The organism is Streptomyces sp. NPDC087270, assembly GCF_044744625.1.
Classification (GTDB): domain Bacteria; phylum Actinomycetota; class Actinomycetes; order Streptomycetales; family Streptomycetaceae; genus Actinacidiphila.
In genome coordinates this window covers 48,107-74,229 of sequence record NZ_JBIUYR010000019.1, presented here as the reverse complement: position 1 = coordinate 74,229, position 26,123 = coordinate 48,107, and the positions used below count along the sequence as shown (strand labels likewise).

Below are 26,123 nucleotides of genomic sequence, written 5' to 3'. Positions count from 1 at the left end.
CGCGTGCAATATGGAAATGTGGAGGTTATTCCGGTGGCAGTACCAGTCTGGAGCGTGGACCCCCGAACCGGGAAGCAGCGCGAGCAGGTCGCCGTCGAGGCCACGGCTGCCGAGGTCGACGCCGCCGTGCGTGCCGCCGCCACCGCGCTCCCCGCCCTCGCCGACCGTAGCGTACGGTCCCGGCTGCTGCGGGCGGCAGCCGGGCTGCTGGAGCGGGACGCCGAGCAGGTGGTGGCCGCCGCCGACGCCGAGACCGCGCTCGGCATCCCCAGGCTCACCGGAGAGCTGGCCCGTACCGCGTTCCAACTGCGCTCCTTCGCCGAGGTGGTGGACGAGGGCGCGTTCCTGGACGTGATCATCGACCACCCCGACCCGGACGCGAAGCCCATCCCGCGGCCGGACCTGCGCCGGTACAAGATCCCGCTCGGCGTCGTGGCGGTCTACGCGGCCAGCAACTTCCCGCTCGCCTTCTCCGTGCCCGGCGGCGACACCGCCAGCGCGCTCGCCGCGGGCTGCCCGGTCGTGGTCAAGGCGCACCCGGACCACCCGGCCGCCTCCGAGCTCACCGCGGGGCTGCTGCGCGAGGCCGCGGTCTCGGTCGGCCTGCCCGCCGACACCGTGGTGCTGCTGCACGGCTTCGAGGCCGGCGTCGAGCTGGTCCGGCACCCGCTGGTGGCCGCGGCCGGCTTCACCGGGTCGATCCCCGGCGGCCGGGCGCTGTTCGACGCGGCCGCCGCCCGGCCCCGGCCGATCCCGTTCCACGGCGAACTGGGCAGCCTCAACCCGGTCGTGGTCACCCCGGCCGCCGCCGCCGAGCGGGCCGAGCAGATCGGCGCCGGGCTGGCGGGTTCCTTCACCCTCGGCAGCGGGCAGTTCTGCACCAAGCCGGGCCTGGTCCTCACCCCGGCGGGCGCCGACGGGGACCGACTCGTCGCCGCGCTCACCGGCGCCGCGCGGGACGCCGCCGCCGGGGTGCTGCTCGACGGCCGGATGCGCGAGAACTTCCTCAAGGGCGCCGCCGCCCGCGCCGCCCTGCCCGCCGTCGCGACCCCCGTCACCGCCGGCAGCGCCGAGGACCCCCTCGCGGTACGCCCCGGCTACGTCGTGGCCGATGCCGCGGAACTGGCCGAACCCGGCGCGTACGACCTGCTGCTGGAGGAGTGCTTCGGGCCGCTCACCGTGGTCGTACGGTACGGCGACGCGGACCAACTCGACGCCGTTCTGGACCGGTTGCCGGGGAACCTCACGGCGACCGCGCACCTCGGGGCGGACGAGGCGGCGACCCCGGGCGGGCCCGCCGCCGCGCTCCTGACCCGGCTCGGTGCGCTCGCCGGACGCGTGCTGGTCAACGGCTGGCCCACCGGGGTCGCCGTCACCGGCGCCCAGCACCACGGCGGGCCCTACCCCGCCACCACCTCCACGTCGACCTCCGTGGGCGGCACCGCGATCGAGCGATGGCTGCGGCCCGTCGCCTACCAGGACACCCCGCCGGCCCTCCTCCCGCCGGAGCTGCGCGACGACAACCCCGCGGGGGTTCCCCAACGGGTCACGGGACGCCCCTGAGCTCGGGGGCGCCCCGTCCCCGCCCTGCGCTGCCGTGACCTCGCGATGAGCGGCCCCTGTCCATGCGCGGCTCCCTCCGGAAGCACCCGGAACCGCTATCGCGGGGAGCCGTCCTCCAGGGACTCCAGGAGTACGGGGACGTGGCTGTGGTCGGGGTTCTTGACCGCGGTGAGGAGGGTGACGGTTCGGGCCGAGGCGAGCCGTCGCAGATGGTCGAGGTCTCCCCGCAGCTCCGGCGCCGCCAGCTCCGCACGGTAGCGGCGGGAGAACTCGTCGTAGCGGTCCGGTTCGGCGTGCAACCACTTCCGCAACTCGCCCGAGGGGGTGAGGGACTTGGGCCACTCGTCGACGGCCGCGGCCTCCTTGGACAGGCCGCGCGGCCAGAGCCGGTCGACCAGCACCCGCACCCCGTCGCCGGACTCGGGCGGGTCGTAGACCCGGCGTACCCGGAACCCGCTGGTGGACGTCATGACGGACCTCCTCGGCCCCCCGCGTTCGGCCTCATTCCGTGCCCTCTCCCAGCTTGCGGCCTTCCGCCCCGGACGGCTCGTTCCGGGGGGCGCGGGGGGCGAGTGCGGTCGCGAGCGCGGTGGCGGCGAGCAGGGCCGCCGAGATCAGCAGCCCCTTCCGCATCCCGGTCACGAAGTGCGTACGCCCGCCGACCAGCGCGCCGAAGACCGCGACGCTGAGCGCGCCGGAGACCTGGCGGGCGGCGTTGAGGACGCCGGCCGCCATCCCGGCCCGTTCGGCCGGCACCGCCCCCATCGCCGCGGCCGTGAGCGCGGGCACGGCGAGCGCGGCACCGAGGCTCAGCGGCATCATCGCGACCGCGGTCAGCACCGCCGGTGTGCCCGCGCCCACCGACAGCAGCACCAGCAGCCCGGCCACCGCCACGCTCTGGCCGACGAGCATCGGCGCCCTGGGCCCGTAGCGATTGGTGATCCTGCCCGACGCCACGTTCACCACGGAGATCAGCAGCGTCATCGGCAGGAACATCAACCCCGCGGTCAGCGCCGACTCGCCGCGTACCTCCTGGAAGAACAGGCTCAGCACGAAGACCACCCCGAAGAAGCCGAAGGTGACCGCGGCGCCGGTCGCGATCGACGTCGCCGCGGTGCCGTTCCGGAACAGCCCCAGCGGCACCACCGGGTGCGGGTGCCGGGCCTCGATCGCCAGGAACCCCGCCAGCGCGAGCGCGGCCACCGCACCCGCCACCGCGCCCGTCCGGCCGCCCTCGATCACCGCGTACGTCAGCGCGGCCAGCGCCACCACCGCGGTGGTCTGCCCGGGCAGGTCCAGCGGGGCCGGGCGGCGCGGGGAGCGGGCCACCCGGGCCGAGAGCACCAGGGCGGCCAGGCCCACCGGCAGGTTGATGAAGAAGATGGCCCGCCAGCTCCACCCCGTGGTCAGCGCGCCGCCCGCCACCGGGCCGAGCGCCAGGGCGGTCGAACCGCCCGCCGCCCAGACCGAGATGGCGCGCGCCCGCTTTCGCGGGTCGGGGAACGCCTGCCGCACCAGCGCCAGGGAAGCGGGCAGCACCACGGCCGCCGCGCTGCCCTGCACCACCCGCGCGGCCACCAGCACCGCCAGGTTCGGTGAGAGCCCGCACGCCACGGACGCGACGGTGAAGACCGCGGTTCCGATCGCGAACGCCCGGCTCGCGCCGACCCGGTCCGACAGCGCGCCGGTGGACAGCATCAGCGACGCGAACGCGAGGGTGTAGCCGTCCACCACCCACTGCAACGCGGCCAGCCCGCCGTGCAGTTCGCGGCCCATCGCGGGCAGGGCGACGTTCACCACGGACGAGTCGAGGGTGACCAGGACGAAGCCGATCAGTGCGGCCGCCAGGGTCAGGGCGGGGGAGGCCGTGGCCGAAGCGGCGCCCGGCGCCGGGCCCGCGCCGTCCCCGCTCGTCGTGCGCGGGAGGTCCAACCGCTCTTCGCACGGCGGCAGATGGGGCTCGGGGGTGATGAGTTCCTCTGGCATGCCCTCAGCCTGCCGACGGCCGGACGCGTAGAGTAGTGGCCGGAATGCCACGCTCCCGGAGGTTCTGGCCATGAAGACCGCAGGGTCCGAAGCGACGCACGAGCCGCCCGAGCCGTACGACTTGCCCGAGCCGTACGACTTGCACGAGCCGCCCGAGCCGAACGAGCCGCCCGCGGTGAACGCGGCGCACGCGGCGGCCCGACCCCACGCGATGAAGAAGCGGCCGCACGCACGTCCAACGGCCCAAGGACCCACCGCGCCCGTCGCACCGCGCACCCCGCCGGTGCCCGCCGGACGGCCCGTACCGCCGCCCGTCGCCGCCGAGCCGTTCATCTGCCCGCGCCCCCACCGCGTCGCCGTCATCGCCTCGGAACCCGTCTCGCTGTTCAACCTCGCCCTGCCCGAAATGCTGCTGCTCAAGGTCGAGGTGGACGGCCGGCCCGGCTACGAGGTCGAGCTGTGCACGCCCGACCCCGGGCCGGTCGCCACCAGCGGCGGCGCCGACGTGGTGATCCGCAGCGGCCTGGACGCGCTCGACCGGGCCGACACCGTGATCGTGGCCGGCACCGGCGCCGCCGAGGACCCCGACCCGCGCGTCCTGGAGGCGCTGCGGGCCGCCGCGACGGCCGGGAAGCGGATCGCGTCCATCTGCACCGGCGCCTTCCTGCTCGCCGCGGCCGGACTGCTCGACGGCCTCCACGCCACCACCTACTGGGCGTACACCCGGCAGTTCGCGGAGAAGTACCCCGACGTGGTCATCCAGCCCGACGTGCTCTACGTGCAGGACGGCCGCATGCTCACGTCCTCCGGCTACGCGGCCGGCATCGACCTGTGCCTGCACCTGGTGCGCACCGACTACGGCGCCGCGGTCGCCAACGCCGTCGCCCGCCTCGCCCTGGTCGCGCCCGTACGGCCGGGCGGCCAGGCGCAGTTCACCGACACGCCGCTGCCCGCCGAGACCGGCACGTCGCTCGCCGAGACCCGCGCCTGGGCGATGACCCGGCTCGACCGGCCGCTGACCCTCACCGACCTCGCCCGCCACGCCGCCGTCAGCGTCCGCACCCTCACCCGCCGCTTCCACGCCGAGACCGGCCTCAGCCCGTTGCAGTGGCTGCTCCACCAGCGACTGGAACGCGCCCGCGAACTGCTGGAGACGACCACCCTCCCGGTCGACCAGGTCGCCCGCGCCAGCGGCCTCGGCACCGCCGACTCCCTCCGCCAGCACCTGCTGCGCCGCGTCGGCCTGACCCCCTCCGACTACCGCGCCGCCTTCACCCGCCTTCCCGTGGCCTGAACCCCCGGCGCACCGGGCCGTGACGCGGGCGCCGGCGCGGGGCGGTGGAACCGGAACGGCCCCCCGGTGCGTCACCGTTCCGGTGGCGCCCGCCCCCGGGGACGGGCGTGTGCGGGTGTGGGGAGAGCGAGCCCGTGGGACGCTGATGTGGTCTTCACCCGTGCTCCGCATATGCTTTCGGAAGGGCTGTAGACATGCGACGGAACGCCGCCCGGCACGGGGCGTCCGATACGGCCGACAGCAGGCCGCACGGAACGACGTTGGGGGAAAGCCGCATGTCCCGCGCCCGCGGTGCCACCCGCACCCGTACCCGTATCGACAAAGCGACCCGTTCCCGCAGGTGGGCGTTGCGCCGCTCGGTGCTGGCGCCCGCGGCCGGGGTGGTCGCGGCGGCGACCGTCGGCGCGCTGCTGGTGTCCAACGCGCGCGGCGCGCACCACGACGACGCGCGGGGCGGCCAGGCGGAGCCCACCGCGTCCGCCGGCCGGCAGGGCGACGCGGCGCACCCGGGCCGGGTCGGCGCCTGGGAGAGCGCGATGAGCGCGGGCGGGCCCTCGTTCCGGCGGCAGACGATACGGATGGTGGTGCACACCAGCGTCGGCGGTTCCGGCCTGCGGATCAGGATCTCCGACCTGCGCAGCGAGCAGGGCCTCGCGGTGGGCGCCGCCGACGTCGCCGAGCAGTACGACGGCGGTCGCGCCGTCGCCGGCACCCACCACCGGGTGACCTTCGGCGGCTCCCGCTCCACCACCGTCGCCGCGGGCACCGAGGAGTACAGCGACGTCATCCCGATGCGGGTCGCCGCCGACCAGAACCTGCTGGTCAGCCTCTACCTGCCGGGACCGACCGGCGCCTCCACCTTCCACCGCGAGGCGTACGAGACGACGTATGTCTCCACCGACGGCGTCGACCACGCCGCCGACGACTCCGCCGCGGGCTACGCGCGCACCCGCACCTCCTGGTACTACCTGTCCGGCCTCGACGTGGTCTCGCCGACCGCGCACGCGACCGTGGTGGCCTTCGGCGACTCGATCACCGACGGCTACCACTCGACCGCGGGCGCCAACCGGCGCTGGCCGGACCAGCTCGCCCGGCGGCTCGCCTCGGCGCCCGGCGGGCAGCGGCTCGGGGTGGTCGACGCCGGCATCGCCGGGAACCGGCTGCTCACCCAGGCGCCGGAGATCTACCGCGGCCCGAGCGGGGTGCACCGCTTCGCGGACGACGCCCTCAGCGAGCCCGGCGTCAAGGACGTCATCCTGCTCGAAGGCGTCAACGACCTGAGCAACGACCTCAACAGCGCCGGCGGCCCGCTGACCGCGCAGAACCTGATCGACGGCTACCGCGCCCTCATCACCCGCGGACACGCGGCCGGGGTCCGGATGATCGGCGGAACGATTCTCCCCTACAGCCGGCTCAGCCCGGCGATGAACGCGATCCGCGTCCAGGTCAACCAGTGGATCAGGACCAGCGGCGCGTTCGACGCGGTGGTGGACTTCGACCGGGCCCTGCGCGACCCCTCCCACCCCGACGCGATGGCCCCCGCCTACGACTCCGGCGACCACCTGCACCCCAACGACGCGGGGATGCTGGCGATGGCCGACGCGGTCGACCTCAACGCGCTGGTCTCCTGACGGACCCGCCGGCCGGGTCAGTACAGTGCCGGTATCAGTACAGTGCCGGTATGGGAGCCGGAGCCGAAGAGGTGCTGCACGTCAGGGGCCGGGTGCTCGCCGGGCCCGACGACGCGGCGGTCAGGGACGAACTGTGGGTGGTCGGCGGGCGGATCACCTACCGGCGACCCGCCGCCGAGGTCACCGCGACCGCCGACGGGTGGGTGCTGCCCGGGCTGGTGGACGCGCACTGCCACGTCGGCCTCGACGCGCACGGCGCCGTGGACGAGGCGACCACCGAGAAGCAGGCGCTGACCGAGCGCGAGGCGGGCGCCCTGCTGCTGCGCGACGCCGGAACTCCCGCCGACACCCGCTGGATCGACGACCGCGAGGACCTGCCGAAGATCATCAGGGCCGGCCGGCACATCGCCCGCACCCGCCGCTACATCCGCAACTACGCCCACGAGATCGAGCCCGGGGACCTCACCGCCTACGTGCGCCGCGAGGCCCGCCGGGGCGACGGCTGGGTGAAGCTGGTCGGCGACTGGATCGACCGCGGGATCGGCGACCTGGCGCCGTGCTGGCCGAAGGACGCGTTGCGCGAGGCGATCGCGGCCGCCCACGAGGAGGGTGCCCGGGTCACCGCGCACTGCTTCGCCGAGGACTCCCTCGCCGACCTGGTGGCCGCCGGGATCGACTGCGTCGAGCACGCCACCGGGCTCACCGACGACACCATCCCGCTCTTCGCCGAGCGCGGCATCGCCATCGTGCCGACCCTGGTCAACATCGCCACCTTCCCGCAGTTGGCGGCCGGCGGCGCCGCCAAGTTCCCCCGCTGGTCGGCCCACTTGGAGCGGCTGCACGCGCGCCGCCACCAGACGGTGCGGGACGCGTACGACGCCGGCATCCCGATCTACGCGGGCACCGACGCGGGCGGCAGCCTCGCCCACGGGCTGGTCGCCGGCGAGGTGGCCGAACTGGTGCGCGCCGGGCTGCCGCACACCGCCGCGCTGTCCGCCGCGACCTGGGGCGCCCGGCAGTGGCTGGGCCGCGCCGGCCTGGAGGAGGGCGCGCCCGCCGACCTGGTGGTCTACGAGGCGGACCCGCGCGAGGACGTCCGGGTGCTGGCGGCGCCGCGCCGGGTGGTGCTGCGCGGCCGCACGGTGGCCTGAGCGGCGGTCTCGACGGCGGCGGCACGCTGACCTGAGCGGTGGTCCGAACGGCGGCGGCACGGCGATCGCGACGACGGCGGGGCGGGTGGCACGCCGGTCCGAAGAACTGCGGCGGCCCGCCGGTTTGAGCGGCGGCCCGGATCGGAGCCCCGCCCAGTCTCCCGGGTGAAGCGTACAGAACGGCCGTACGCCGGGAATCGAAGAAATGCACGGAAACCACCCTTCTGGGTGAACTGGCGCCGTGTAGCGGTCAATTCACCCTCAGTGCGTAAATATTGCCGGGTCGAGGTCCCCGGGTGCTGTCCCCAATCAGCGCGCGCCGGGGGCTCCATCCCATACGTGGGGGTTTCCCAACCGTGTACCGCACCATCAACTTCCGCCTGCCCGCACGCCGTTCGGTCGCCGTCATCGGCGCCGCCACGGCCGTTGCCGCCGGGGCCGTACTGGCCGTCGCACCGGCGGTGCAGGCGACGCCCGCGACCGCGCACGACTCCGGGGCCGCCACGGCCACGGACCTGCGCGCGGGCCTGGACGTGTCCCTGCTCGGCAAGACCGTGGACGTGCCGGTCAACGTCTCCCTGAACGACGTGCACGCCCCGGCCGACGCCAAGGAGACCGCGCTGACCGTCACGGTCGGCCACGGTGTCGAGGCGGGCCGGGCCGTCAACCTGCTGCGCGCCTCGGTCGCCACCGCGAACGCCACCACCAGCCGCGACAAGGCCGAGGGCGTCGCCAACATCGCCGCTGCGAACCTGCACGTCCCCGGGCTGCCGCTGCTGTCCCTGATCAAGCTGGACGCGGTGACGTCCACGGCGACCTGCCAGGTCGGCCACCGGCCGACCGCGTCCTCGCACCTGGCCGGCCTCACCGTGCTCGGCAAGCGCACCGAGCTGTCGGCGATCGGTGTCACCAAGGTCGCCGTCCCCGGCGTCGGCGAGGTGGACCTGGAACTGACCAACGCCGTCACCACCTCGAACACCGCCGCGGCCACGGCGCTGCACCTCAAGGTCGACATCGACCCGCTGAGCCTCGGTGTCGCCCACGTGACCGGGGACGTCACGCTCGCCCAGGCCACCTGCCGCACCCCGAAGGGCGACAGCGGCTCGTCCGGCGGCTCGACCTCCGGTGGCTCCGGCAACGGCGGTACGTCCTCGGGGAGTTCCTCCAGCGGGGCGGGCAACGGCGGTTCCACCGGCGGGCACTCCTCCGGCGGCTCCTCCAACGGGGGCAGCGCGAGCGGCGGTTCGAGCAGCGGCTCCTCCGGCAGCGGCGGGTCCGCCGGCTCCTCCGGCAGCAGCGGTTCGAGCGGCGGCTCCTCCGCGTCCGGCGGCTCGGGCGGTTCCGGCACCCACACCCAGACCGTCGCCGACACCGCGAGCACCGGCAACCTCGCCGAGACCGGCGCAAGCTCCAACATGCCCTACCTCGCGGGCGGCGCCGCGGCACTGGTGGCCGCCGGCGCGCTGACCTTCGTGGTCACCAACCGCCGCCGCAGGGGGGCCGGTTCGTCCGCCGACGGCGACGCGTGACCGCCACAAGGCGGTAACAAGCGCGGGGGGCGGCACCGGCGGTGGTGCCGCCCCCCGTACTCTGTTCCTCACACCCGGGGCCGGGGGACCACCGCGCCATGGGCACTGACACGGTGGGGCAACAGGGCGGGCGGGCATGAGCGACGGGCTATTCGCGGGCAGATACGAACTCGCGGAGCTGCTCGGCTCCGGTGGCATGGCCCGGGTGCACCGCGCCCGGGACACCCGGATGGGCCGGGTGGTCGCGATCAAGACCCTGATACCGGAGTTGGCGCAGGACCCCGACGCCCGCCGCCGGTTCGCCCGCGAGGCGCACGCCGCCGGGGTGCTGAACCACCCCGGCATCGTCACCGTCCACGACCAGGACGAGTACCAGGACGGCGACACCGTCGTGCCGTACCTCGTCATGGAGTACGTACGCGGCGGCACGCTGGCCCAACTCGTCCGCGAGCAGGCCCCGTTCGAGCCGGAGCGGGCGGTGCGGATCGTCTGCGACATCCTCGACGCGCTCGCCCACGCGCACAGCCACGGCACCGTGCACCGCGACGTGAAGCCCGCCAACGTGATGGTCACCGAGGAAGGCGCCATCAAGGTCGCCGACTTCGGCATCGCCCGCGTGATGGACACCGACACCCGGCTGACCACGGTCGGCTCCTCCGTCGGCACCCCCAGCTACATGTCGCCCGAGCAGGTCAACGGCGGCGACGTGGACGCCCGCAGCGACGTCTACGCGGTCGGCTGCGTGCTGACCGAACTGCTCACCGGCAAGCCGCCGTTCCACGAGGGCACCCCGCTGAGCCTGATGTACTGGCACGTCCACGCCGAGCCCCCGGCGCCCTCCACCCGCAACCCGAGGGTGCCCGCGGAGCTGGACGCCCTGGCGCTGGCCGCGCTCGCGAAGGACCCCGCCGACCGCCCCGCCGACGCCGGGGTCTACCGGGCCCGGCTGTGGGCCTGGCTGACCGCCGCCCGCTCCGCCACGGTGAACGGGCCGGCCACGCTGCCGCCGAGGGACTTCGGCCTGCCGCCGGCCACCGCCCCGACGAACGCGCCGACCGATGCCCCGACCGACGCCCCGGGCGCCGACCCGCGCGCCACCTTCGGCGTCGGCGGCGCGCTGCCCTCGCTCCCCGCCCAGGGCACGCCGCCGCGAACACCCGGCCCGTACCAGGGAGTTCCGGGTCCGCAGTTCCCGCAGAACCCGTCGGCGCAGCAAGGGCAGCAAGGGCAGCAAGGGCAGCAGGGCTCTCAGTCCCCGCAGCCGCCCGCGCCCTCGCAGCCCTCCACGCCCCCGCCGCCGTCACCCGGCCCGGCCGAGCACCCCGCGTACTCGCGCAGCCCGCAGGTGCCGCTGCCCCCGCCGTACCAGCCGAGCACCCCGCCGCCGGTCAACAACGGCGCCGCGCGGCAGCAGCAGCCGCTGATGCAAGGCGGGCCGCCCCTGCACGGCGGTATGCCGCCCGGGCCCGGACTCGGTTCCGTCCCCGGCCCGCGTGCCGGCATGCCGCCCGGCCCGAAGCCGACCTGGAGCGGCCGCCGCAAGATCCTCACCGCGGTGGCCGGGGTCGCCGTCGCGGGCATCACCGTCTCCGTCGTGCTGGCCACCGGCGCCCTCGGCGGCGGCGGCAAGCCCGACCCCACGCCCGACCCGCACCCGCCGACGACGGCGCCGGTCGACCAGCAGGCCGCCCTCCAGCGGCACGGCGGCAAGCAGGGCGCCGGCTACAACGGCGGCACCGAGGGCGTGGTCCGCCCCTCCGTGCAGACCGGCGGCACCGTCCAACTGGCCACCTCCTACCTCGACGACAGCCTGCTGGACCCCGCCGACACCTACGACCCCGGCGCCTGGAACGTCCAGCGGCTGCTCTACCGCAACCTCGTCAGCTACGCGCCCGCGCCCGGCGACAAGGGCCGCGCGCTCCTGCCCGACCTGGCCACCACCACCGGCGACGTCAGCAGCGACGGCCTGACCTGGACCTTCCACCTGAAGAAGGGCCTGCGCTTCCAGGACGGCTCGACGATCACTTCCAAGGACGTCAAGTACGGCGTCGAGCGCAGCTTCGACCGCGACGTGCACTCCGGCGGGGCGACCTACTTCCCCGACCTGCTCGACGAGGGCCAGCACTACCCGGGGCCGTACAAGGACTCCGACCCCGACAAGATGGGCCTGAAGTCGGTGGCCACCCCCGACGACAGCACCGTCGTGTTCACCCTCGCCAAGCCCTACGCCGACTTCCCGTACATCCTCGCGATGTCGGCCGGCGCCGTGGTGCCGCCCAGCGCCGACACCGACGGCGGCAAGGGCTACGAGCAGAAGCCGATGGCCAGCGGCCCCTACAAGGTGGCCAGTTACGTCAAGGGCAAGTCGCTGCACCTGGTCCGCAACACCGAGTGGGACGCGACCACCGACCCGGTCCGCTCCCAACTGCCCGCCGGGTACCAGGTGAAGTCCTACGACTCCCAGGCCGAGGTGGAGCAGGCGCTGCTCGACGGCACCGCCGACCTGGACTTCAGCGAGGTGATGTTCGACGACGAGACCGAGGCGAAGATCATCAACAGCTCGGCGCAGAAGTCGAACGTGGACCTCGCCTACACCGGGGCGACCCGCTACCTGAGCCTGCGCACCGACACCGCACCGTTCGACAACGTCTCCTGCCGCAAGGCCGTCGCGTACGCCGTGGACCGCGCCGAGGTGGAGGCCGCGCTCGGCGGCCAGTACGAAGGCGGCGAGGTCGCCACCACGATGCTGCCGCCCAGCAACGACAGCCACGACCCCAAGGCGAACCTGTACTCCAGCAGCGCCGGCGAGGCGGAGGACACGTACGCCAAGACCGAACTCAGCCAGTGCGGGATGCCGAACGGCTTCAGCACCACGCTGGTCGGCCTCTCGGGCGCCTCCAAGAGCGAGCAGGCCATGCAGGCGGTCGCCACCGCACTGGAGAAGGTCGGCATCAAGGTCACCGTCAAGACCATGGACTCCGGCGCCTTCTACGACACCCTGCTGTCCCCGAGCAAGCTCAAGGCGGCCAAGTGGGGCATGGTGTACACCGGTTGGATCGGGGACTACCCGACCGGCGGCGGCTTCCTGCGCCAGCTCGTCGAGCCGGACTCCGGCACCAACTACTCGGGCCTGGACGACAGCAGCCTCAACGCCATGGTCGACCAGGCCGACGCGCTCACCGACCCGTCGGCCGCGACCGAGGCATGGACCAAGATCGACGCGCGGGTCATGCAGGACGCCGCGATGGTGCCGCTCGTCTACGACCGGCACCTGGTCTACCGCGGCCCGCGCCTGACCAACGTCTACCAGCAGCAGGTGATCGGCCAGATCGACCTCAGCGCGCTGGGAGTGAAGTGAGCACCGCGGACAGCGCGTTGACGAACCCGTCGGTGGTGCGGCGATCCCGCACCGCGACCCGCAGCCAGTCCGGGCCGAGGCCGGGGAAGGTGTCGCCCCGGCGCACCGCGTAGCCCGACTCCCGCAGCGCCGCGCGTACGTCGGCCGCGGCCGGTATCCGCAGCAGGACGAACGGCGCCGCGGGCGCGTCCCCGGCCGTGCGGACCCGCGGCACCTCCCGCAGCCGCTCCACCAGGTACGCCCGGTCCGCGGTGACCTGCCGGGCCGCCTCGGCGGCCTCCGTACGGGCCCGCGCCGACACGCACGCCTCCGCCGCCGCCAGCGCGGGCGAGGAGACCGCCCACAGTGGCTGCGCCGCCGCCAACTCCGCGATCAGCTCCGGCGCCCCCAGCACGTAGCCGACCCGCAGCCCGGCCAGGCCCCAGGTCTTGGTCAGGCTGCGCAGCACCACCAGTCCGGGCACCGTGTCCGCCCCGCCGGTCCCGGCCGCCCCGGCCAGTGACTCGCGCTCGCCCGGCACCGCGTCCATGAACGCCTCGTCCACCACCAGCGTGCGCCCGGGCCGGGCCAACTCCCGTACCAGCGCCGCCGGGTGCAGCACCGACGTGGGGTTCGTCGGATTGCCGAGCACCACCAGGTCCGCGTCCGCCGGGACCCGGTGCGGATCGAGCCGGAACCCGTCGGAGGCGTCCAGCAGCACCCGCTCCACCGCGTGCCCGGCCGCCCGCAGCGCCGCCTCCGGCTCCGTGAACTGCGGGTGCACCACCACCGCGCGCCGCGGCCGCAGCACCCGCGCCAGCAGCACGAACGCCTCCGCCGCGCCCGCCGTGAGCAGCACCTCCGGGTCCGCCCGGCCGTGCCGGACCGCCACCGCGTGCCGCGCCGGCCGGCCGTCCGGATACGCCGCCAGCCCTGCCAGCGTCCCCCCGATCACCTCGGCCAGCCACGCCGGCGGTGTCCCCGCCCGCACGTTCACCGCGAGGTCGACCAGGCCCTCGCCGACCTCCGCGTCGCCGTGATGCCGCAGGTCATGGCCATCGGGGTACACGTCTTGGGCTCCAGAGTGCGGGAAGGGGAGGGGGAGGGGAGCGCGGGCGACGGCGACCGTGGCGTGTGCCGACTTCCGCTTGGCGAGGGCGAGTTCGGCGCCGGGACCGGCGGCGAGGAGTGCCGCGGCCTCGGCGACGGACGGGGTGCCGAGCGCGCCGAGCGCGGCCTCGGACGGCGTCGGCACCGCCACGCGCGCCAGCGCGGCCGGGTCGAAACCGACCACCGCCACCCCGAGTTGCTCGGCGGCTCCGGCGATCGCGGGCGCCCGCTCCTTCCCGGTGACCGTGGCCAGCACCGCCACGGAGCATCCGCCGCCCCCGCCGAGCCCGGCGCCGGTGAGCCCAACAGCCGTGTCCGGGGCGGCCGTTGATCCGTCCGGAGGGCCGGGGGAACGGCTCGCCCCGGGGTGCGGCGCCCGCGCCCGCGGCAGCAGAGCCGCTTCCGCCGGTGCCGCTTCCGCCGGTGCCGCCTCCGCCAGCGCCGCCCGGATCAGGCCCAGTACCTCAGCCGCGTCCGCCGCGCCGCTCGCGCCCACGCCGACGTGGAACCGCTCGCTCATCGAGGCGGCCGGGCGGCGCAGGAGGCGACGAAGCGCCGGGCGAGGGAGGGCGCCGCGGCCCAGTGGGTGTGCAGGTAGGAGGCGTGCACGCGGTGCTGGACGAAGCCCTCGACCCGGCGTTCGGGGCGGACGAAGCCCCACGCCGGTGCCTGGCCCGCACCCGGTTCGACCCGGGTGCGGTGGAACTCGTGCCCCCGGACCCGGGTCCCGGCCGCGGCCAGCACGCTGTCGCCGACCGCGACCGCCTCGCGGTAGCCGAGCGTGAGCCGGGCGTTCATCTCGGCCTTCGCGTCGAGCACCCCGCACATCGGCCGCCCGTCCAACTCCCGCACCAGGTAGAGCAGTCCGGCGCACTCCGCGGCCAGCGGACCGGAGAAGCGGGCGACCTCGCGGCGCAGCGCACCGTTCGCGGACAGCTCGGGAGCGTACATCTCGGGGAAGCCCCCGCCGATCACGACGCCCTGGGTGCCGGCGGGCAGCGCCTCGTCGGTGAGCGGGTCGAACTCCACCACGTCGGCGCCCGCGGCGGTCAGCAGTTCCTCGTGCTCGGGGTAGGCGAAGGTGAAGGCGGCGCCGCGGGCCACCGCGACCACGGGCCGCCGGGCCGTACGCCCCGCCGCCGGTGCGTCCGCCGACGTGCCTGCCGGACGGCCGTCGGCCGTGCCTGTCACCGAGCCCGTTTCCGCGTCCGACACCGAGCCCGACACCTCGCGCGCCGGGTCCCACGCCGGTCCCGCCAGCGGGGGAGCGGTACGCGCCAGCGCCAGCAGCGCGTCCAGGTCGCAGCCGGCGGCGACCCGGTCGGCCACCGCCCGCACCCACGCCAGCGCCTCCGCGCGCCGCTCGGCCACCGGCACCAGCCCGAGGTGGCGCGCGGGCACCGCGAGCACGTCGGAGCGGCCCAGCGCGCCCAGCACCGGAATCCCGACCTCCTCCAGCGCCGCGCGCAGGATCTCCTCGTGACGTGCCGAGCCGACCTTGTTGAGCACCACCCCGCCCAGCCGCACCCCCGGGTCGAAGGAGGCGAAGCCGTGCACCAGCGCCGCCACCGAGCGGGCCTGCGCGGACGCGTCCACCACCAGCACCACCGGCGCGGACAGCACCTTGGCGACCTGCGCGGTCGAGGCCAACTCCCCATGCCCGGTGGCGCCGTCGAACAGCCCCATCACGCCCTCGACCACGGCGAGCCCCGCGCCGGCCGCCCCGTGCAGGAACAGCGGCACCATCCGCTCCACCCCGCACAGGTACGGGTCGAGGTTGCGGCCCGGCCGGCCGGTGGCGAGCGCGTGGTAGCCCGGGTCGATGTAGTCGGGGCCGACCTTGTGCGGGGACACCGCGAGGCCGCGCGCGGCGAAGGCGGCCATCAACCCGGTGGCGACCGTGGTCTTGCCGCTGCGCGAGGACGGCGCGGCGATCACGAAGCGCGGCACCGAGGCCCGGCCCGCGGCGGAGGCCGAAGCCGTACCCGTACTCGTACCCGTTCTCGTACCCGTGGCGGAAGCCGCAGCCGTGCGCGCCGTCCGGCCCGCCGCCGTACCGGCGTCCTGGCTCACCACTCGATCCCCCGCTGCCCCTTCTGCCCGGTGTCCATCGGGTGCTTGACCTTCGCCATCTCGGTCACCAGGTCGGCGTGGTCGAGCAGTTCGGCCGGTGCGTTGCGCCCGGTGACGACCACGTGCTGGCTGCCGGGACGGTCCCGCAGCACCCGCACCACCTCGTCCACCGGCACCCATCCCCAGTGCATCGGGTACGCGAACTCGTCCAGTACGTACAGCCGGTAGGTCTCCGCGGCCAGGTCCCGCTTGACCTGCTCCCAGCCCTCCCGGGCCGCCTCCTCGCTGGAGGCGAGGTCGCGCTGCACCCACGACCAGCCCTCGCCCATCTTGTGCCAGGCGACCGTGCCGCCCTCGCCGGAGGCGCCCAGCACCCGCAGCGCCCGCTCCTCCCCGACCTTCCACTTCGCCGACTTGACGAACTGGAACACCCCCACCGGCCAGCCCTGGTTCCAGGCCCGCAGCGCCAGCCCGAACGCGGCCGTCGACTTGCCCTTGCCCGGACCGGTGTGCACGATCGTCAGCGGCCGGTTGCGCCGCTGACGCGTCGTCAGCCCGTCCTCCGGCACCACACTCGGCTGTCCCTGCGGCATTACGCGGCCCTCCGTACGTCCTTGACCAGCGCGGACACCGTGTCGGCCCGCAACTCCTGCAGCGTCACCGCGGTGGCGCCCAACTCCCGTGCCAGCGCGCCCGCCAGGCCCAGCCGTACCGGACCGGCCTCGCAGTCCACCACCACCGACGCCGCCCCGGACGCGGCCAGCAGCCGGGCCGCGCGCGCCGCCCGCGGCAGCGGCTCGGGTCCGCCGGTGGCCCGCCCGTCGGTCACCACCACCAGCAGCGGCCGCCGCGAGGGGTCCCGCAGCCGCTCCACCCGCAGCACCTCGTGCGCCCGCAGCAGCCCCGCGGCCAGCGGCGTACGGCCCCCGGTCGGCAGCTTCTCCAGCCGCGCCGCGCCGGCGTCCACCGACGACGTCGGCGGCAGCGCCAACTCCGCGCCCGCGCCCCGGAACGTCACCAGGCCGACCTTGTCCCGCCGCTGGTACGCGTCCAGCAGCAGCGACAGCACCGCGCCCTTCACCGCGCCCATCCGCCGCCGCGCCGCCATCGAACCCGACGCGTCCACCACGAACAGCACGAGGTTGCCCTCCCGGCCCTCCCGCACCGCCTGCCGCAGATCCTCCCGCCGCACCACCAGGCCGCGCCCGTCGCGGCCCCGCGCCCGCTGGTGCGGCGCCGCCGCCCGTACGGTCGCCGTCAGATGCAGCGCCGCCAGCCGGCCGCGCGGCTGCTCCGCCCCGGTGGTACGCCCGTGCGCCGTCCGGGCCCGCGAGCGCCGCCCCGCCGCGCCCTCACCCAGCCCGGGCACGGTCAACGTCCGTGTCTTGTACGGTTCCCCGGCGGCGGACGGCGGCTGCTCGGAGGCGGCGGCGAGCGCGGAGCCGGCTCCCGCTCCCGTGTCCGCTCCCGGTTCCGTGCCGGTTCCCGGGTTCGGGGCAGCGGGGTCGGACCCGCCGTCCGGAGCGGGGGAGCCCGCCGCCGGGTCCACGCCCGGGTCGCGCTGCGGCGGCACCCCGCCACCGCCGTCGGGCCCGCCGCCGTCCGGGCCGCCGTCGTCGGGGCCGCCGTCCGGATCCGGATCGGGGTCGGGCTCCGGCTCGTCCTGCGGGTCCCGGCCCTCGGCCTCGGCCCGCTCCGCCTCCTGCCGCGCCCGCTCCAGCGTCTCGTCCAGCTTCTCCTCGTCGAGGCCGGGCGCGTCGAACGGATTGCGGCGCCGCCGGTGCGGCAGCGCCAGCAGCGCGGCCTGCCGTACGTCCGGGTCCGTCACCTCCGTGCGGCCCGCCCACGCCGCCAGCGCGGTCGCGGTCCGCGCCATCACGATGTCCGCGCGCATCCCGTCCACCTCGAACGCCGCACAGGTCGCCGCGATCTGCCGCAGCGCCGCGTCCCCGAGCACCACCGACGGCAGCAACTCCCGCGCGGCCGATATCCGTTCGCGCATCTCCTGCTCGTCGGCCGCCCACCGTGCCGCGAACCGCGCCGGGTCCGCGTCGTACGCCAGCCGCCGCCGTACGACCTCCACCCGCTGGTCGGTCTCGCGCGAGGCGGTGACCTCCACGGTCAGCCCGAACCGGTCGAGCAACTGCGGCCGCAGCTCGCCCTCTTCCGGGTTCATCGTGCCCACCAGCAGGAAGCGTGCCGCGTGCCGCACCGACACGCCCTCGCGCTCCACGTAACTCGCCCCCGTCGCGGCGGCGTCCAGCAGGACGTCCACGAGGTGGTCATGGAGCAGATTGACCTCGTCGACGTAGAGAATCCCCCGGTGCGCGTCGGCCAGCAGCCCGGGCTCGAACGCCTTCACCCCCTCGGCGAGGGCCCGTTCGATGTCGAGCGCGCCGACCAGCCGGTCCTCCGAGGCGCCCACCGGCAACTCGACCAGCCGCGCGGGGCGCTGTACCCCTGCCTCGTCCACCGGGTGCGGCCCGTCCGGGCAGTCCGGGTCCGGGGCGGCGGGGGCGCAGCTGAACCGGCAGCCGGGAACCACCGCGAGATCGGGCAGCAGCGAGGCGAGCGCGCGGACGGTCGTGGTCTTGGCCGTCCCCTTCTCACCTCGCACGAGGATGCCACCCACCGATGGGTTGATCGCGTTGAGCAGCAGCCCCAACCGTAGATCCTCCTGGCCGACGATCGCCGAGAACGGATAGGGAATGCTCATGAAGTGGCCACTCCTTCGAGTGAGAAGACGTTCGATCGGTCGGAGGTGGACTCGCACCCACCCTGCTGTGACGCGTGGTCTCCGCTGCCGAGGGGGTGATCCGGGCACGGCGAACCGCCCCGCCGTTCGGGCTCTCCGCTCCCCGCACGGGCGGGGGTGAACGCGGTCACGGCGCCCCCGGCGGCAGGAACGGCAGGCCGTCCGGCGGACCCTGCTCGATCAGCCGCAGCAGCGCTCCGGTGTCGGCGTGCTCCTCGATCAGATCGGCCAGCCGCTCCAACTGGCCCTCCCGCAGCGCCTCGAAGCGGGTGTCCGGCGCCGGCGCGAACCGCCGCCCGGCCGCCGCTGCCACCCGCGTGAGGAACGCCCGCCGGAAGCCGTCGCTCTCCAGCGAGCCGTGCCAGTGCGTGCCCCACACCGCGCCGACCCGGCAGCCGTCGAGGAACGGCTCGTCGCCGCCCAGGAGTTCGGCCACCCCGTGGTGGATCTCGTAGGCGCGCACCGGCTCGCCGTACTGCGTGCCCTCCGGGCGGGCGAGGGTCTTCTCGCGGGCGAAGCGGACCCGGACCGGCAGCAGGCCGAGGCCCGCGACCGTACCGGCCTTCGACTCCACGTCGTCCTCGATGCGTTCGGCGAGGAGTTGGAAGCCGCCGCAGACGCCGAGCACGGGGCGGCCCTCGGCGGCACGCCGGCGGACCGCGTCGGCCAGGCCGCGCTCGCGCAGCCAGGCCAGCGCGCGGACGGTGCCGCGGGTGCCGGGCAGCACCACCAGGTCGGCGTCGGCGAGTTCGTCCGGGCGGTCCACGAACCGCACCACCACACCGGGCTCGGCGGCGAGCGCGTCGAGGTCGGTGAAGTTCGACATCAGCGGAAGCGCGGCCACCGCCACCCGCAACACCTCGTCGCCGTACGGCGCTTCGACCGCGGACTCGCGCACCGCGCCGCGCAGCGACACCCGCAGCCCGTCCTCCTCGTCGATGCCCAGGCCGTGGGCGAAGGGGAGCACGCCGAGGGTGAGGCGGCCGGTGAGGCCGCGCAGCATGTCCAGACCCGGCTGGAGCAGGGACACGTCGCCGCGGAACTTGTTCACCAGGTACCCCGCGACCAGCCGCTGGTCCTCCGGCGCGAGCAGCGCCGTCGTGCCGTAGAACGACGCGAAGACGCCGCCGCGGTCGATGTCGCCGACCACCATCACCGGCAGCCCGGCGCTCCTGGCCACGGCCATGTTGACGATGTCGGTGCGGCGCAGGTTGATCTCGGCGGGGCTGCCCGCGCCCTCGCAGATCACGGCGTCATGGCCGCGGCCCAGCTCCTCCAGGCACTCCACCACGGTGCCCAGCAACTCGGCCTGCCGGCCGCCGTGGTAGCCGCGGGCGCTCAGCTCGCCGACCGGCTTGCCCAGCACCACCACCTGGCTGCTGTGGTCGCCGCCGGGCTTGAGCAGCACCGGGTTCATCAGCGCCGACGGCTCCACCCGGGCGGCCTGCGCCTGCATCGCCTGCGCCCGGCCGATCTCGGCGCCCTCCCGGGTGACGTACGAGTTGAGCGACATGTTCTGGCCCTTGAACGGCGCGACCCGCAGGCCCCGCCGGGTCAGCCACCGGCAGATCCCGGCGGTCACCACGCTCTTGCCGGTGTCCGAGCCGGTCCCGGCGACCAGCAGCCCCTTCACGCCGTGCCTCCCTCGGTCGTGGCCGCGGGCGCCGCCCGGCGGGCTCCACGTGCCGCCGACAGCAGCACCGACGCGCCCAGCGCCAGCGCGCCGACCCGGCGGGAGAGGCGGACCGCGCGCCGGATGTCGGCCGGCGCGGGCGGACGGAACCCGGCGCCCAGCACCGGGCGGTGCTCGGTGCGGCCGCCGTACGACAGGGTGCCGCCCAGCCGCAGCCGCAGCGCCCCCGCGAACGCGGCCTCGACCGGGCCCGCGTTGGGCGAGGGGTGGCGCGGCCCGTCCCGCCTGGCGGTGGCCAGCGCGGTCCGCGGATACGGTCCGGCCAGCGCGGCGAGCCCGGCGGTGAGCCGGGCGCCCGGGTAGCCGACGGCGTCGTCCAGCCGCGCGGCGGCCCACCCGAACCGCAGGTGGCGCGGGGAGCGGTGGCCGACCATCGCGTCCAGGGTGTTGGCGGCGCGGAAGCCGACCAGCCCGGGCACACCGGCCAGGCCGCCCCACACGAGCGCGCCGACCACCGCGTCCGAGGTGTTCTCCGCGACCGACTCCACCACGGCGCGGGCGATCGCGTCGGCGTCCAGCCCGGCCGGGTCCCGCCCGCACAGGTGCGGCAGCCGGGCGCGGGCGGCGGCCACGTCCCCCGCCTCCAGCGCCGCGCCGATGGTGCGGGCCTCCCGTGCGAGCGAGGTGCCGCCGAGTACGGACCAGGTGGTGGCGGCGGTCAGCGCGACGGACAGCGCCGGGCGGCCGCGCACCGCCCGCTCCGTCAGCGCGGCGGCGGCCACGGCGCCGCCGACGCACAGCGCCGCGTACGCGGTTCCGGTGCCCCGGTCGTCGCGCCACAGCCGCTTCTCCAGGGCCCCCGCGGCCCGCCCGAACCCGGCCACCGGGTGGCCGCGGCGCGGGTCGCCGATCAGGAGGTCGCCGAGGAAGCCGAGCGCGGCGCCGTACGCGAAGGCGCGGTCGGCACGGGTCATGTTCGGGTCATCTCGGCGGCCGAACGGCCGGCGGCCTGCGTGCAGGGCATCGCGAAGTCCTCACTCAGGGTCCGCGCCCTGGCTCGACGTGACCGGCGGTGAGAGTCTCCTGGCTCCCGGATCTACGCACTCCCGGGCCTTCCAGCCGGGCGGACCGGCCGTGACCTACAGGGTCGGGAGTGCACTCCCCGGTGACAGTGGCGGGACCGCGTCGGATTCGCACCGACTTCCTCTCCTGCCGCCGTATGGCTCCCGGCAGTTCACCACGCCCGCGGAAAGCCCGTCAACCGACCCCCCGGGGTGCCCCCGGCCTGCGGATTCAGGGACCACCTCCCGGTGGTGGGCGAACGGGGGTACTCCCCCTGGCTCCGCCGGGGACACCCCCGCCCAGGCGAAGCGCCGGGGGAGCGCCGTTCCCCGCGCCCCTTCGGGCGTGCGCCGCTGTGGTGTCCGTCTCGTTCCCGGCCGGTGGCCTGCTGAGCGCGCGGTTTGCCGCGCCCCTTGGCTGGTGACCCTCTTTTCGCGAATGCAGCCGCACCCACGCAGGGGCGCGGGGCACTTGCCGACGAGCCACCGCGCACCGCGGAAAGCCCGTCAACCGACCCCCCGGGGTGCCCCCGGCCTGCGGATTCAGGGACCACCTCCCGGTGGTGGGCGAACGGGGGTACTCCCCCTGGCTCCGCCGGGGGCACCCCCGCCCAGGCGAAGCGCCGGGGGAGCGCCGTTCCCCGCGCCCCTTGGGCGTGCGCCGCTGTGGTGTCCGTCTCGTTCCCGGCCGGGGGGCCGGTGGCCTGCTGAGCGCGCGGTTTGCCGCGCCCCCTGGTTGGTGACCCTCTTTTCGCGAATGCAGCCGCACCCACCCAGGGGCGCGGGGCACTTGCCGACGAGCCACCGCGCACCGCGAGAGGAACGTCCACCGCGAGGGGCAGGGCCCGGGGGCGCCCGGGGAGGGAGCCGCGCTCACGTAGGGCGCGGCCCCCCGCAGGGCTACCCGGCGATGAGGTGGATTCCGTAGGCGACGGCGGCAGCACATGCGGCGAAACAGACATACGCACCGGTGCGGGTGAGCACCGCGGTGCCGCCGGTACCGCCCCGCCGGGACAACCCGACGATTCCGAGCGTGAAGACGCCCACGAGGCCGACCGTGGAGAGGAGGGTGACAGCGAAGACCGTGCCGAGCGCGTGCCAGTCGATGCTCATGACGTGCCCTTTCAGACCGTGGTGGGAGTGGAGGCGGCAGGCGGCACGACGGCGGGGATCACCGGGCCGGCGGGCGGCACGTCGGGGGAGGGGGTGTGCGCGGGAGGCGCGGGAACGGTGGGAGCCGCCGTGGTGTCGGCGACGGTCACCGGGACGATCTGGACGGCCGGTACGGCCGGGGCGGATATGGGGGCGGGCGCCTCCGCGGCCGCGGTCTCCTGCGTCGCGGCCACCGCACCCATGGGCTCGTTGACGTTCGCGTGCGTGACCGGCTTGCGGCGGGCCGCCGTCCGGACCGCCACGCACACCGCGAGGCCGAGCACCCCGACCGTGGTGACACCCCAGGTGCCGCGGTCGGCGAGGTAGGCGGCGCCGCCCGCGACCAGGCCGGCCGCCGGCAGGGTCAGCCCCCAGGCGGCGACCATCCGCCCGGCGGTGCCCCAGCGGACCACCGCCCCGGTGCGGCCGAGCCCGGCGCCCAGCACCGACCCGGTGCAGACCTGGGTGGTGGACAGCGCGAAGCCGAGGTGGGAGGAGGCGAGGATGGTCGCCGCGGCGCCGGTCTGCGCCGCGAAACCCTGCTGCGGCTGGATGTCGGTGATGCCGCGGCCGACGGTGCGGATGATCCGCCAGCCGCCGATGTAGGTGCCGAGCGCTATGGCGGTGCCGGCCGAGCAGATGACCCACAGCGGCGGGTTGGAGCCGGGGGCCAGCGAGCCGCCGGCGATGAGCGCGAGGGTGATGACACCCATGGTCTTCTGGGCGTCGTTGGTGCCGTGCGCGAGCGAGACGAGCCCGGCGGAGGCGATCTGCCCGGCCCGGTAGCCGCGCGAGGTGGCCGCGGGATCGGCGTTACGGCCGAGCCGGTAGGTGAGCCGGGTGGCGAGCATCGAGGCGAGTCCGGCCACGATGGGCGCGGCGACCGCCGGGATGATCACCTTGGTGACGACCGCGTCACCATTGACGCCGTGGGCGCCGACCGAGACGAGGGTGGCGCCGATCAGTCCGCCGAAGAGGGCGTGCGAGGAGCTGGAGGGGAGCCCGGCCAGCCAGGTCACCAGGTTCCACACGATCGCGCCGACCAGTGCGGCGAAGATCATCGCGGGTCTGATTCCGGCCGACTCGTCGACGATCCCGCCGGAGATCGTCTTGGCGACCTCCACCGACAGGAAGGCGCCGACCAGGTTGAGTACGGCTGACATTCCCACCGCGACGCGGGGGCCGAGCGCACCGGTCGAGATGGTGGTGGCCATCGCGTTGGCGGTGTCGTGGAAGCCGTTGGTGAAGTCGAAGACGAGAGCGGTGGCGATCACGAGTCCGATCAGGAGCGTGATGTGTTCCATGGGCCCAGCAATCGTTCGGTCGGGCAGGGGCGAGGCGAACGTACGGATCATTCATGAACGGAAGGTGAACTCACGGCGGACTCGCGGTGCCGACATGAATCATCGGTGAACGGAGGGGGATCGGGAAGGGGTCGGCGCAGATACGCACAGCTTCACCCCAGCTCGTCCCGCGATCCCTTACCGCAGCGAAGCGAGCCTCGATCAGTGCCCGGACAGCCGGTCCGCCCAGCGCGCCACCGGGTCCGTGGCGGCGCTGCGCCCCCGCGCCTCGCGCCGGTCCGCACCACGGTAGGCCGCGTAGATCCCGCGCACCGCCGCCCATCTGAGCGGCTCCGGCTCCCAGCGCCGCACCCGGTGCCCCACCCACGGCAGCGCGGTCAGCCCGGTGGGCCCGCCCTGCCCGCAGTCCAGCAGCACCAGGTCCCGCAGGGTGCGCGCGGCCAGGTTCGACGTCGCCACCCCGCTGCCGACGTACCCGCCCGCCCAGCCGGTCCCCGTCGTACGGTCCAGGTGCACGCTCGCGCACCAGTCCCGCGGCACCCCCAGCACGCCCGACCAGGCGTGATCGACCGCGACCCCGGCCGCCGCCGGGAACATCCGGACCAGGATCTCCCGCAGCGCCGCCACCGTCGCCGCCGACGTGCTCCCGTCGGTGTCGGTCCGCGACCCGAACCGGTACGGCACCCCGCGCCCGCCCAGCGCGATCCGGCCGTCGGCGGTGCGCTGCGCGTACACGTACGCGTGCGCCATGTCGCCGAGCACCTCCCGGCCCTCCCAGCCGATCGTCGCCCACACCGGCTCGGGCAGCGGCTCGGTCGCGATCATCGAGGAGTTCATCGGCAGCCAGGTCCGCCGCTGCCCGCGCAGGCCCGCGGTGAAGCCCTCGGTGCAGCGCAGCACGTACCGCGCCCGGACCGTCCCGTACGGGGTGGCCACCCGCCCCGGGTGGATCGCGGTCACCGCGGTGCCCTCGTGCACGGTCACGCCCAGCCGCTCCACCACGGCGGCCAGCCCCCGCACCAGCTTCGCCGGGTGCACCCGCGCGCCGTACGGGGTCCAGGTGCCGCCGACCGCGCCGGCCACCCGCACCCGCTCTGCCGTCTCGGCCGCCCCCAGCAGCAGCCGGTCCTTCTCCCCGAACGAGACCTCCGCCTCGTGGTACGCCTTCAGACGCGCCGACTGGGCGGGGGAGTAGGCCACTTCGAGCACTCCACCGTGGTGGATGTCGGCCTCGATCCCCTCCCGCCCGGCGACCCGGACCACCTCGCCGACGGTCTCGTTCATCGCCTGCTGGAGCGACAGCGCGGCCTGGTGACCGTGCAGCGCCGCGTAGCGGTCCCGGCCCGCCACGCCGTTGTAGAGCCACCCGCCGTTGCGGCCCGAGGCGCCGTACCCGCAGAACCGGGCCTCCAGCACGGTGATCCGCAAGGAGGGCGCCGCCTGCTTCAGGTAGTAGGCCGTCCACAGCCCGGTGTAGCCGCCGCCCACGATCACCACGTCGGCGTCCGCGTCGCCGGGAAGCGGCTCGCGCGGCACCGGAACGCCCGTGTCCGCGTACCAGAACGAGATGCCGCCGTTGACCGTGCCCATGAGGTTCCCGCGATTCCGTGATTCCGTGTCGGCTCACGTGTGCCCGTCGCGCCGCCCGGGCACGCCGTGGGTGGTGTGGGGACGCTACTGCCGGTCCGGGGGACTCGGCAACGGTCCGCGGCACCCTCGAACCGTCATGCGCGGCACCAACGGCAGTAAGGGGCACCCTGTGCACAACGCGGAACAGAAGACCTGGTCGGACGTGGTCGACGCGGCCCGCCGCACCGTCGCCGACGGCCTGGTGGTCGGCACCTCCGGCAACGTCTCCGCCCTCGTCGGCGACGACCTGGTGCTCGTCACCCCGACCGGTGTGCCCTACCACCGGCTCGGCCCCGACGACGTGGTCGGCGTCGACCTCGCCACCGGGCGGCAGGTGCGCGGGCTGCTCCGGCCCACCAGCGAACTCCCGCTGCACCTCGCGGTCTACCGCGGCACCTCCGCGCGGGCGATCGTGCACACGCACGCGCCGCACGCCACCGCGGTCTCCACGCTGGTCGCCGAGCTGCCCGCGATCCACTACATGGCCGCGGAGCTCGGGGGGCCGGTGCGGGTCGCGGACTACGCCCTCTACGGCACTCCCGAGCTGGCCGACGCCGTTCTCCACGCGCTGCGCGGCGACCGCGGGGCCTGCATCATGCGCAACCACGGGATGATCAGTCTCGGCGACACCCTCGACCGCGCGTACGACCGCGGGGCGCAGTTGGAGTGGATGTGCCGGGTGTGGCTCGCCGCCGCCTCCACCGGCGGCACCCCCGCGACCCTTTCCCCCGCCGAACTCTCCGCCGCGGCCACCAAGTTCACGGGCTACGGTCAGCCCTGACCCCCGGGACCACCCCCACCGGCCACCGGCCGGTGGTGAGGGCACGCCGGCAAGGGGCAGCCCCCCACCACCGGCCGGTGGTGAAGGCACGACCGCAAGGGGCAGCCCCCCACCACCGGCCGGTGGTGAGGGCA

The 26,123-nt window shown here is 75.2% G+C and carries 18 protein-coding genes and 1 riboswitch; of the genes, 7 read left to right on the top strand and 11 right to left on the bottom strand.

The window, feature by feature from the left end:
* Positions 1 to 33 precede the first annotated feature (33 nt).
* The gene (locus ACIPAE_RS31335) at positions 34 to 1,563 is read left to right on the top strand and encodes an aldehyde dehydrogenase (NADP(+)) (RefSeq protein WP_402449824.1); all 1,530 of its coding nucleotides are present in this window, start codon (positions 34 to 36) and stop codon (positions 1,561 to 1,563) included.
* A gap of 95 nt (positions 1,564 to 1,658) precedes the next feature.
* Here the strand turns inward: ACIPAE_RS31335 and ACIPAE_RS31330 are convergent, their stop codons facing one another.
* Both ACIPAE_RS31330 and ACIPAE_RS31325 read right to left on the bottom strand, forming a co-directional pair.
* Complete coding sequence (locus ACIPAE_RS31330; protein ID WP_402449821.1) at positions 1,659 to 2,033, bottom strand: DUF488 domain-containing protein; 375 nt, start codon at positions 2,031 to 2,033, stop codon at positions 1,659 to 1,661.
* A gap of 31 nt (positions 2,034 to 2,064) precedes the next feature.
* On the bottom strand, positions 2,065 to 3,549 hold the full coding sequence (locus ACIPAE_RS31325) for an MFS transporter (protein WP_402449818.1): 1,485 nt from the start codon (positions 3,547 to 3,549) through the stop codon (positions 2,065 to 2,067).
* A 331-nt stretch (positions 3,550 to 3,880) separates the two neighbouring features.
* Here ACIPAE_RS31325 and ACIPAE_RS31320 point away from each other — a divergent pair, with 331 nt between their 5' ends.
* The 5 genes from ACIPAE_RS31320 to ACIPAE_RS31300 all read left to right on the top strand — a co-directional run bounded on the left by ACIPAE_RS31320 (position 3,881) and on the right by ACIPAE_RS31300 (position 12,512).
* Positions 3,881 to 4,843: a GlxA family transcriptional regulator gene (locus ACIPAE_RS31320; protein ID WP_402449970.1), complete on the top strand. Its 963-nt coding sequence runs from the start codon at positions 3,881 to 3,883 to the stop codon at positions 4,841 to 4,843.
* 275 nt (positions 4,844 to 5,118) lie between these two features.
* Positions 5,119 to 6,474, top strand: coding sequence for an SGNH/GDSL hydrolase family protein (locus tag ACIPAE_RS31315; RefSeq protein ID WP_402449816.1), 1,356 nt, complete (start codon positions 5,119 to 5,121; stop codon positions 6,472 to 6,474).
* 50 nt (positions 6,475 to 6,524) lie between these two features.
* Positions 6,525 to 7,625, top strand: a complete 1,101-nt coding sequence (locus ACIPAE_RS31310; protein ID WP_329370685.1) for an amidohydrolase family protein — start codon at positions 6,525 to 6,527, stop codon at positions 7,623 to 7,625.
* Positions 7,626 to 7,981: 356 nt separating this feature from the next.
* Positions 7,982 to 9,154, top strand: a complete 1,173-nt coding sequence (locus ACIPAE_RS31305; RefSeq protein ID WP_402449813.1) for an SCO1860 family LAETG-anchored protein — start codon at positions 7,982 to 7,984, stop codon at positions 9,152 to 9,154.
* Positions 9,155 to 9,290: 136 nt separating this feature from the next.
* Complete coding sequence (locus tag ACIPAE_RS31300) at positions 9,291 to 12,512, top strand: ABC transporter substrate-binding protein (RefSeq protein WP_402449810.1); 3,222 nt, start codon at positions 9,291 to 9,293, stop codon at positions 12,510 to 12,512.
* Here the strand turns inward: ACIPAE_RS31300 and cobC are convergent.
* The 9 genes from cobC to ACIPAE_RS31255 form a co-directional block, all read right to left on the bottom strand.
* Positions 12,490 to 14,121 (bottom strand): Rv2231c family pyridoxal phosphate-dependent protein CobC, encoded by a 1,632-nt coding sequence (gene cobC, locus ACIPAE_RS31295; protein ID WP_402449807.1) that lies wholly within the window; start codon positions 14,119 to 14,121, stop codon positions 12,490 to 12,492. The two genes, ACIPAE_RS31300 and cobC, sit on opposite strands and share 23 nt — an antisense overlap.
* Positions 14,118 to 15,551 (bottom strand): cobyrinate a,c-diamide synthase, encoded by a 1,434-nt coding sequence (locus ACIPAE_RS31290; RefSeq protein WP_402449967.1) that lies wholly within the window; start codon positions 15,549 to 15,551, stop codon positions 14,118 to 14,120. Before ACIPAE_RS31290 ends, cobC begins: the two co-directional genes overlap by 4 nt.
* 119 nt (positions 15,552 to 15,670) lie before the next feature.
* Positions 15,671 to 16,267: a cob(I)yrinic acid a,c-diamide adenosyltransferase gene (cobO, locus tag ACIPAE_RS31285; RefSeq protein WP_328462639.1), complete on the bottom strand. Its 597-nt coding sequence runs from the start codon at positions 16,265 to 16,267 to the stop codon at positions 15,671 to 15,673.
* Positions 16,267 to 18,390 carry a putative cobaltochelatase gene (locus ACIPAE_RS31280; protein WP_402449805.1) on the bottom strand — a complete coding sequence of 708 codons (2,124 nt, stop codon included), beginning with the start codon at positions 18,388 to 18,390 and terminating at the stop codon, positions 16,267 to 16,269. Before ACIPAE_RS31280 ends, cobO begins: the two co-directional genes overlap by 1 nt.
* A 166-nt stretch (positions 18,391 to 18,556) precedes the next feature.
* Positions 18,557 to 20,062, bottom strand: a complete 1,506-nt coding sequence (locus ACIPAE_RS31275; protein WP_402449803.1) for a cobyric acid synthase — start codon at positions 20,060 to 20,062, stop codon at positions 18,557 to 18,559.
* Positions 20,059 to 21,036 carry a cobalamin biosynthesis protein gene (locus ACIPAE_RS31270; protein ID WP_402449801.1) on the bottom strand — a complete coding sequence of 326 codons (978 nt, stop codon included), beginning with the start codon at positions 21,034 to 21,036 and terminating at the stop codon, positions 20,059 to 20,061. Before ACIPAE_RS31270 ends, ACIPAE_RS31275 begins: the two co-directional genes overlap by 4 nt.
* A 102-nt stretch (positions 21,037 to 21,138) precedes the next feature.
* Positions 21,139 to 21,270, bottom strand: a riboswitch (cobalamin riboswitch).
* Positions 21,271 to 22,023: 753 nt separating this feature from the next.
* Entirely contained in the window at positions 22,024 to 22,236 is a 213-nt protein-coding gene (locus ACIPAE_RS31265) for a hypothetical protein (RefSeq protein ID WP_328462631.1), read from the bottom strand.
* A gap of 11 nt (positions 22,237 to 22,247) precedes the next feature.
* The gene (locus tag ACIPAE_RS31260; RefSeq protein ID WP_402449797.1) at positions 22,248 to 23,579 is read right to left on the bottom strand and encodes an anion permease; all 1,332 of its coding nucleotides are present in this window, start codon (positions 23,577 to 23,579) and stop codon (positions 22,248 to 22,250) included.
* Positions 23,580 to 23,780: 201 nt separating this feature from the next.
* Positions 23,781 to 25,169, bottom strand: coding sequence for an NAD(P)/FAD-dependent oxidoreductase (locus ACIPAE_RS31255; RefSeq protein ID WP_402449794.1), 1,389 nt, complete (start codon positions 25,167 to 25,169; stop codon positions 23,781 to 23,783).
* 136 nt (positions 25,170 to 25,305) lie between these two features.
* Here ACIPAE_RS31255 and ACIPAE_RS31250 point away from each other — a divergent pair, with 136 nt between their 5' ends.
* A complete protein-coding gene (locus ACIPAE_RS31250) occupies positions 25,306 to 25,989 on the top strand; it encodes a class II aldolase/adducin family protein (protein ID WP_402449793.1) in 684 nt (227 codons plus the stop codon).
* Positions 25,990 to 26,123 lie beyond the last annotated feature (134 nt).

Bases quoted from the DNA above. Each gene is read 5' to 3' on its own strand.
- ACIPAE_RS31250 (WP_402449793.1), top strand. From the start codon at position 25,306: ATGCGCGGCACCAACGGCAGTAAGGGGCACCCTGTGCACAACGCGGAA.
- ACIPAE_RS31280 (WP_402449805.1), bottom strand. From the start codon at position 18,390: ATGAGCATTCCCTATCCGTTCTCGGCGATCGTCGGCCAGGAGGATCTA.
- ACIPAE_RS31270 (WP_402449801.1), bottom strand. From the start codon at position 21,036: ATGACCCGTGCCGACCGCGCCTTCGCGTACGGCGCCGCGCTCGGCTTC.
- ACIPAE_RS31325 (WP_402449818.1), bottom strand. From the start codon at position 3,549: ATGCCAGAGGAACTCATCACCCCCGAGCCCCATCTGCCGCCGTGCGAA.
- ACIPAE_RS31330 (WP_402449821.1), bottom strand. From the start codon at position 2,033: ATGACGTCCACCAGCGGGTTCCGGGTACGCCGGGTCTACGACCCGCCC.
- cobC (WP_402449807.1), bottom strand. From the start codon at position 14,121: ATGAGCGAGCGGTTCCACGTCGGCGTGGGCGCGAGCGGCGCGGCGGAC.
- ACIPAE_RS31265 (WP_328462631.1), bottom strand. From the start codon at position 22,236: ATGAGCATCGACTGGCACGCGCTCGGCACGGTCTTCGCTGTCACCCTC.
- cobO (WP_328462639.1), bottom strand. From the start codon at position 16,267: ATGCCGCAGGGACAGCCGAGTGTGGTGCCGGAGGACGGGCTGACGACG.
- ACIPAE_RS31310 (WP_329370685.1), top strand. From the start codon at position 6,525: ATGGGAGCCGGAGCCGAAGAGGTGCTGCACGTCAGGGGCCGGGTGCTC.
- ACIPAE_RS31255 (WP_402449794.1), bottom strand. From the start codon at position 25,169: ATGGGCACGGTCAACGGCGGCATCTCGTTCTGGTACGCGGACACGGGC.
- ACIPAE_RS31300 (WP_402449810.1), top strand. From the start codon at position 9,291: ATGAGCGACGGGCTATTCGCGGGCAGATACGAACTCGCGGAGCTGCTC.
- ACIPAE_RS31260 (WP_402449797.1), bottom strand. From the start codon at position 23,579: ATGGAACACATCACGCTCCTGATCGGACTCGTGATCGCCACCGCTCTC.
- ACIPAE_RS31315 (WP_402449816.1), top strand. From the start codon at position 5,119: ATGTCCCGCGCCCGCGGTGCCACCCGCACCCGTACCCGTATCGACAAA.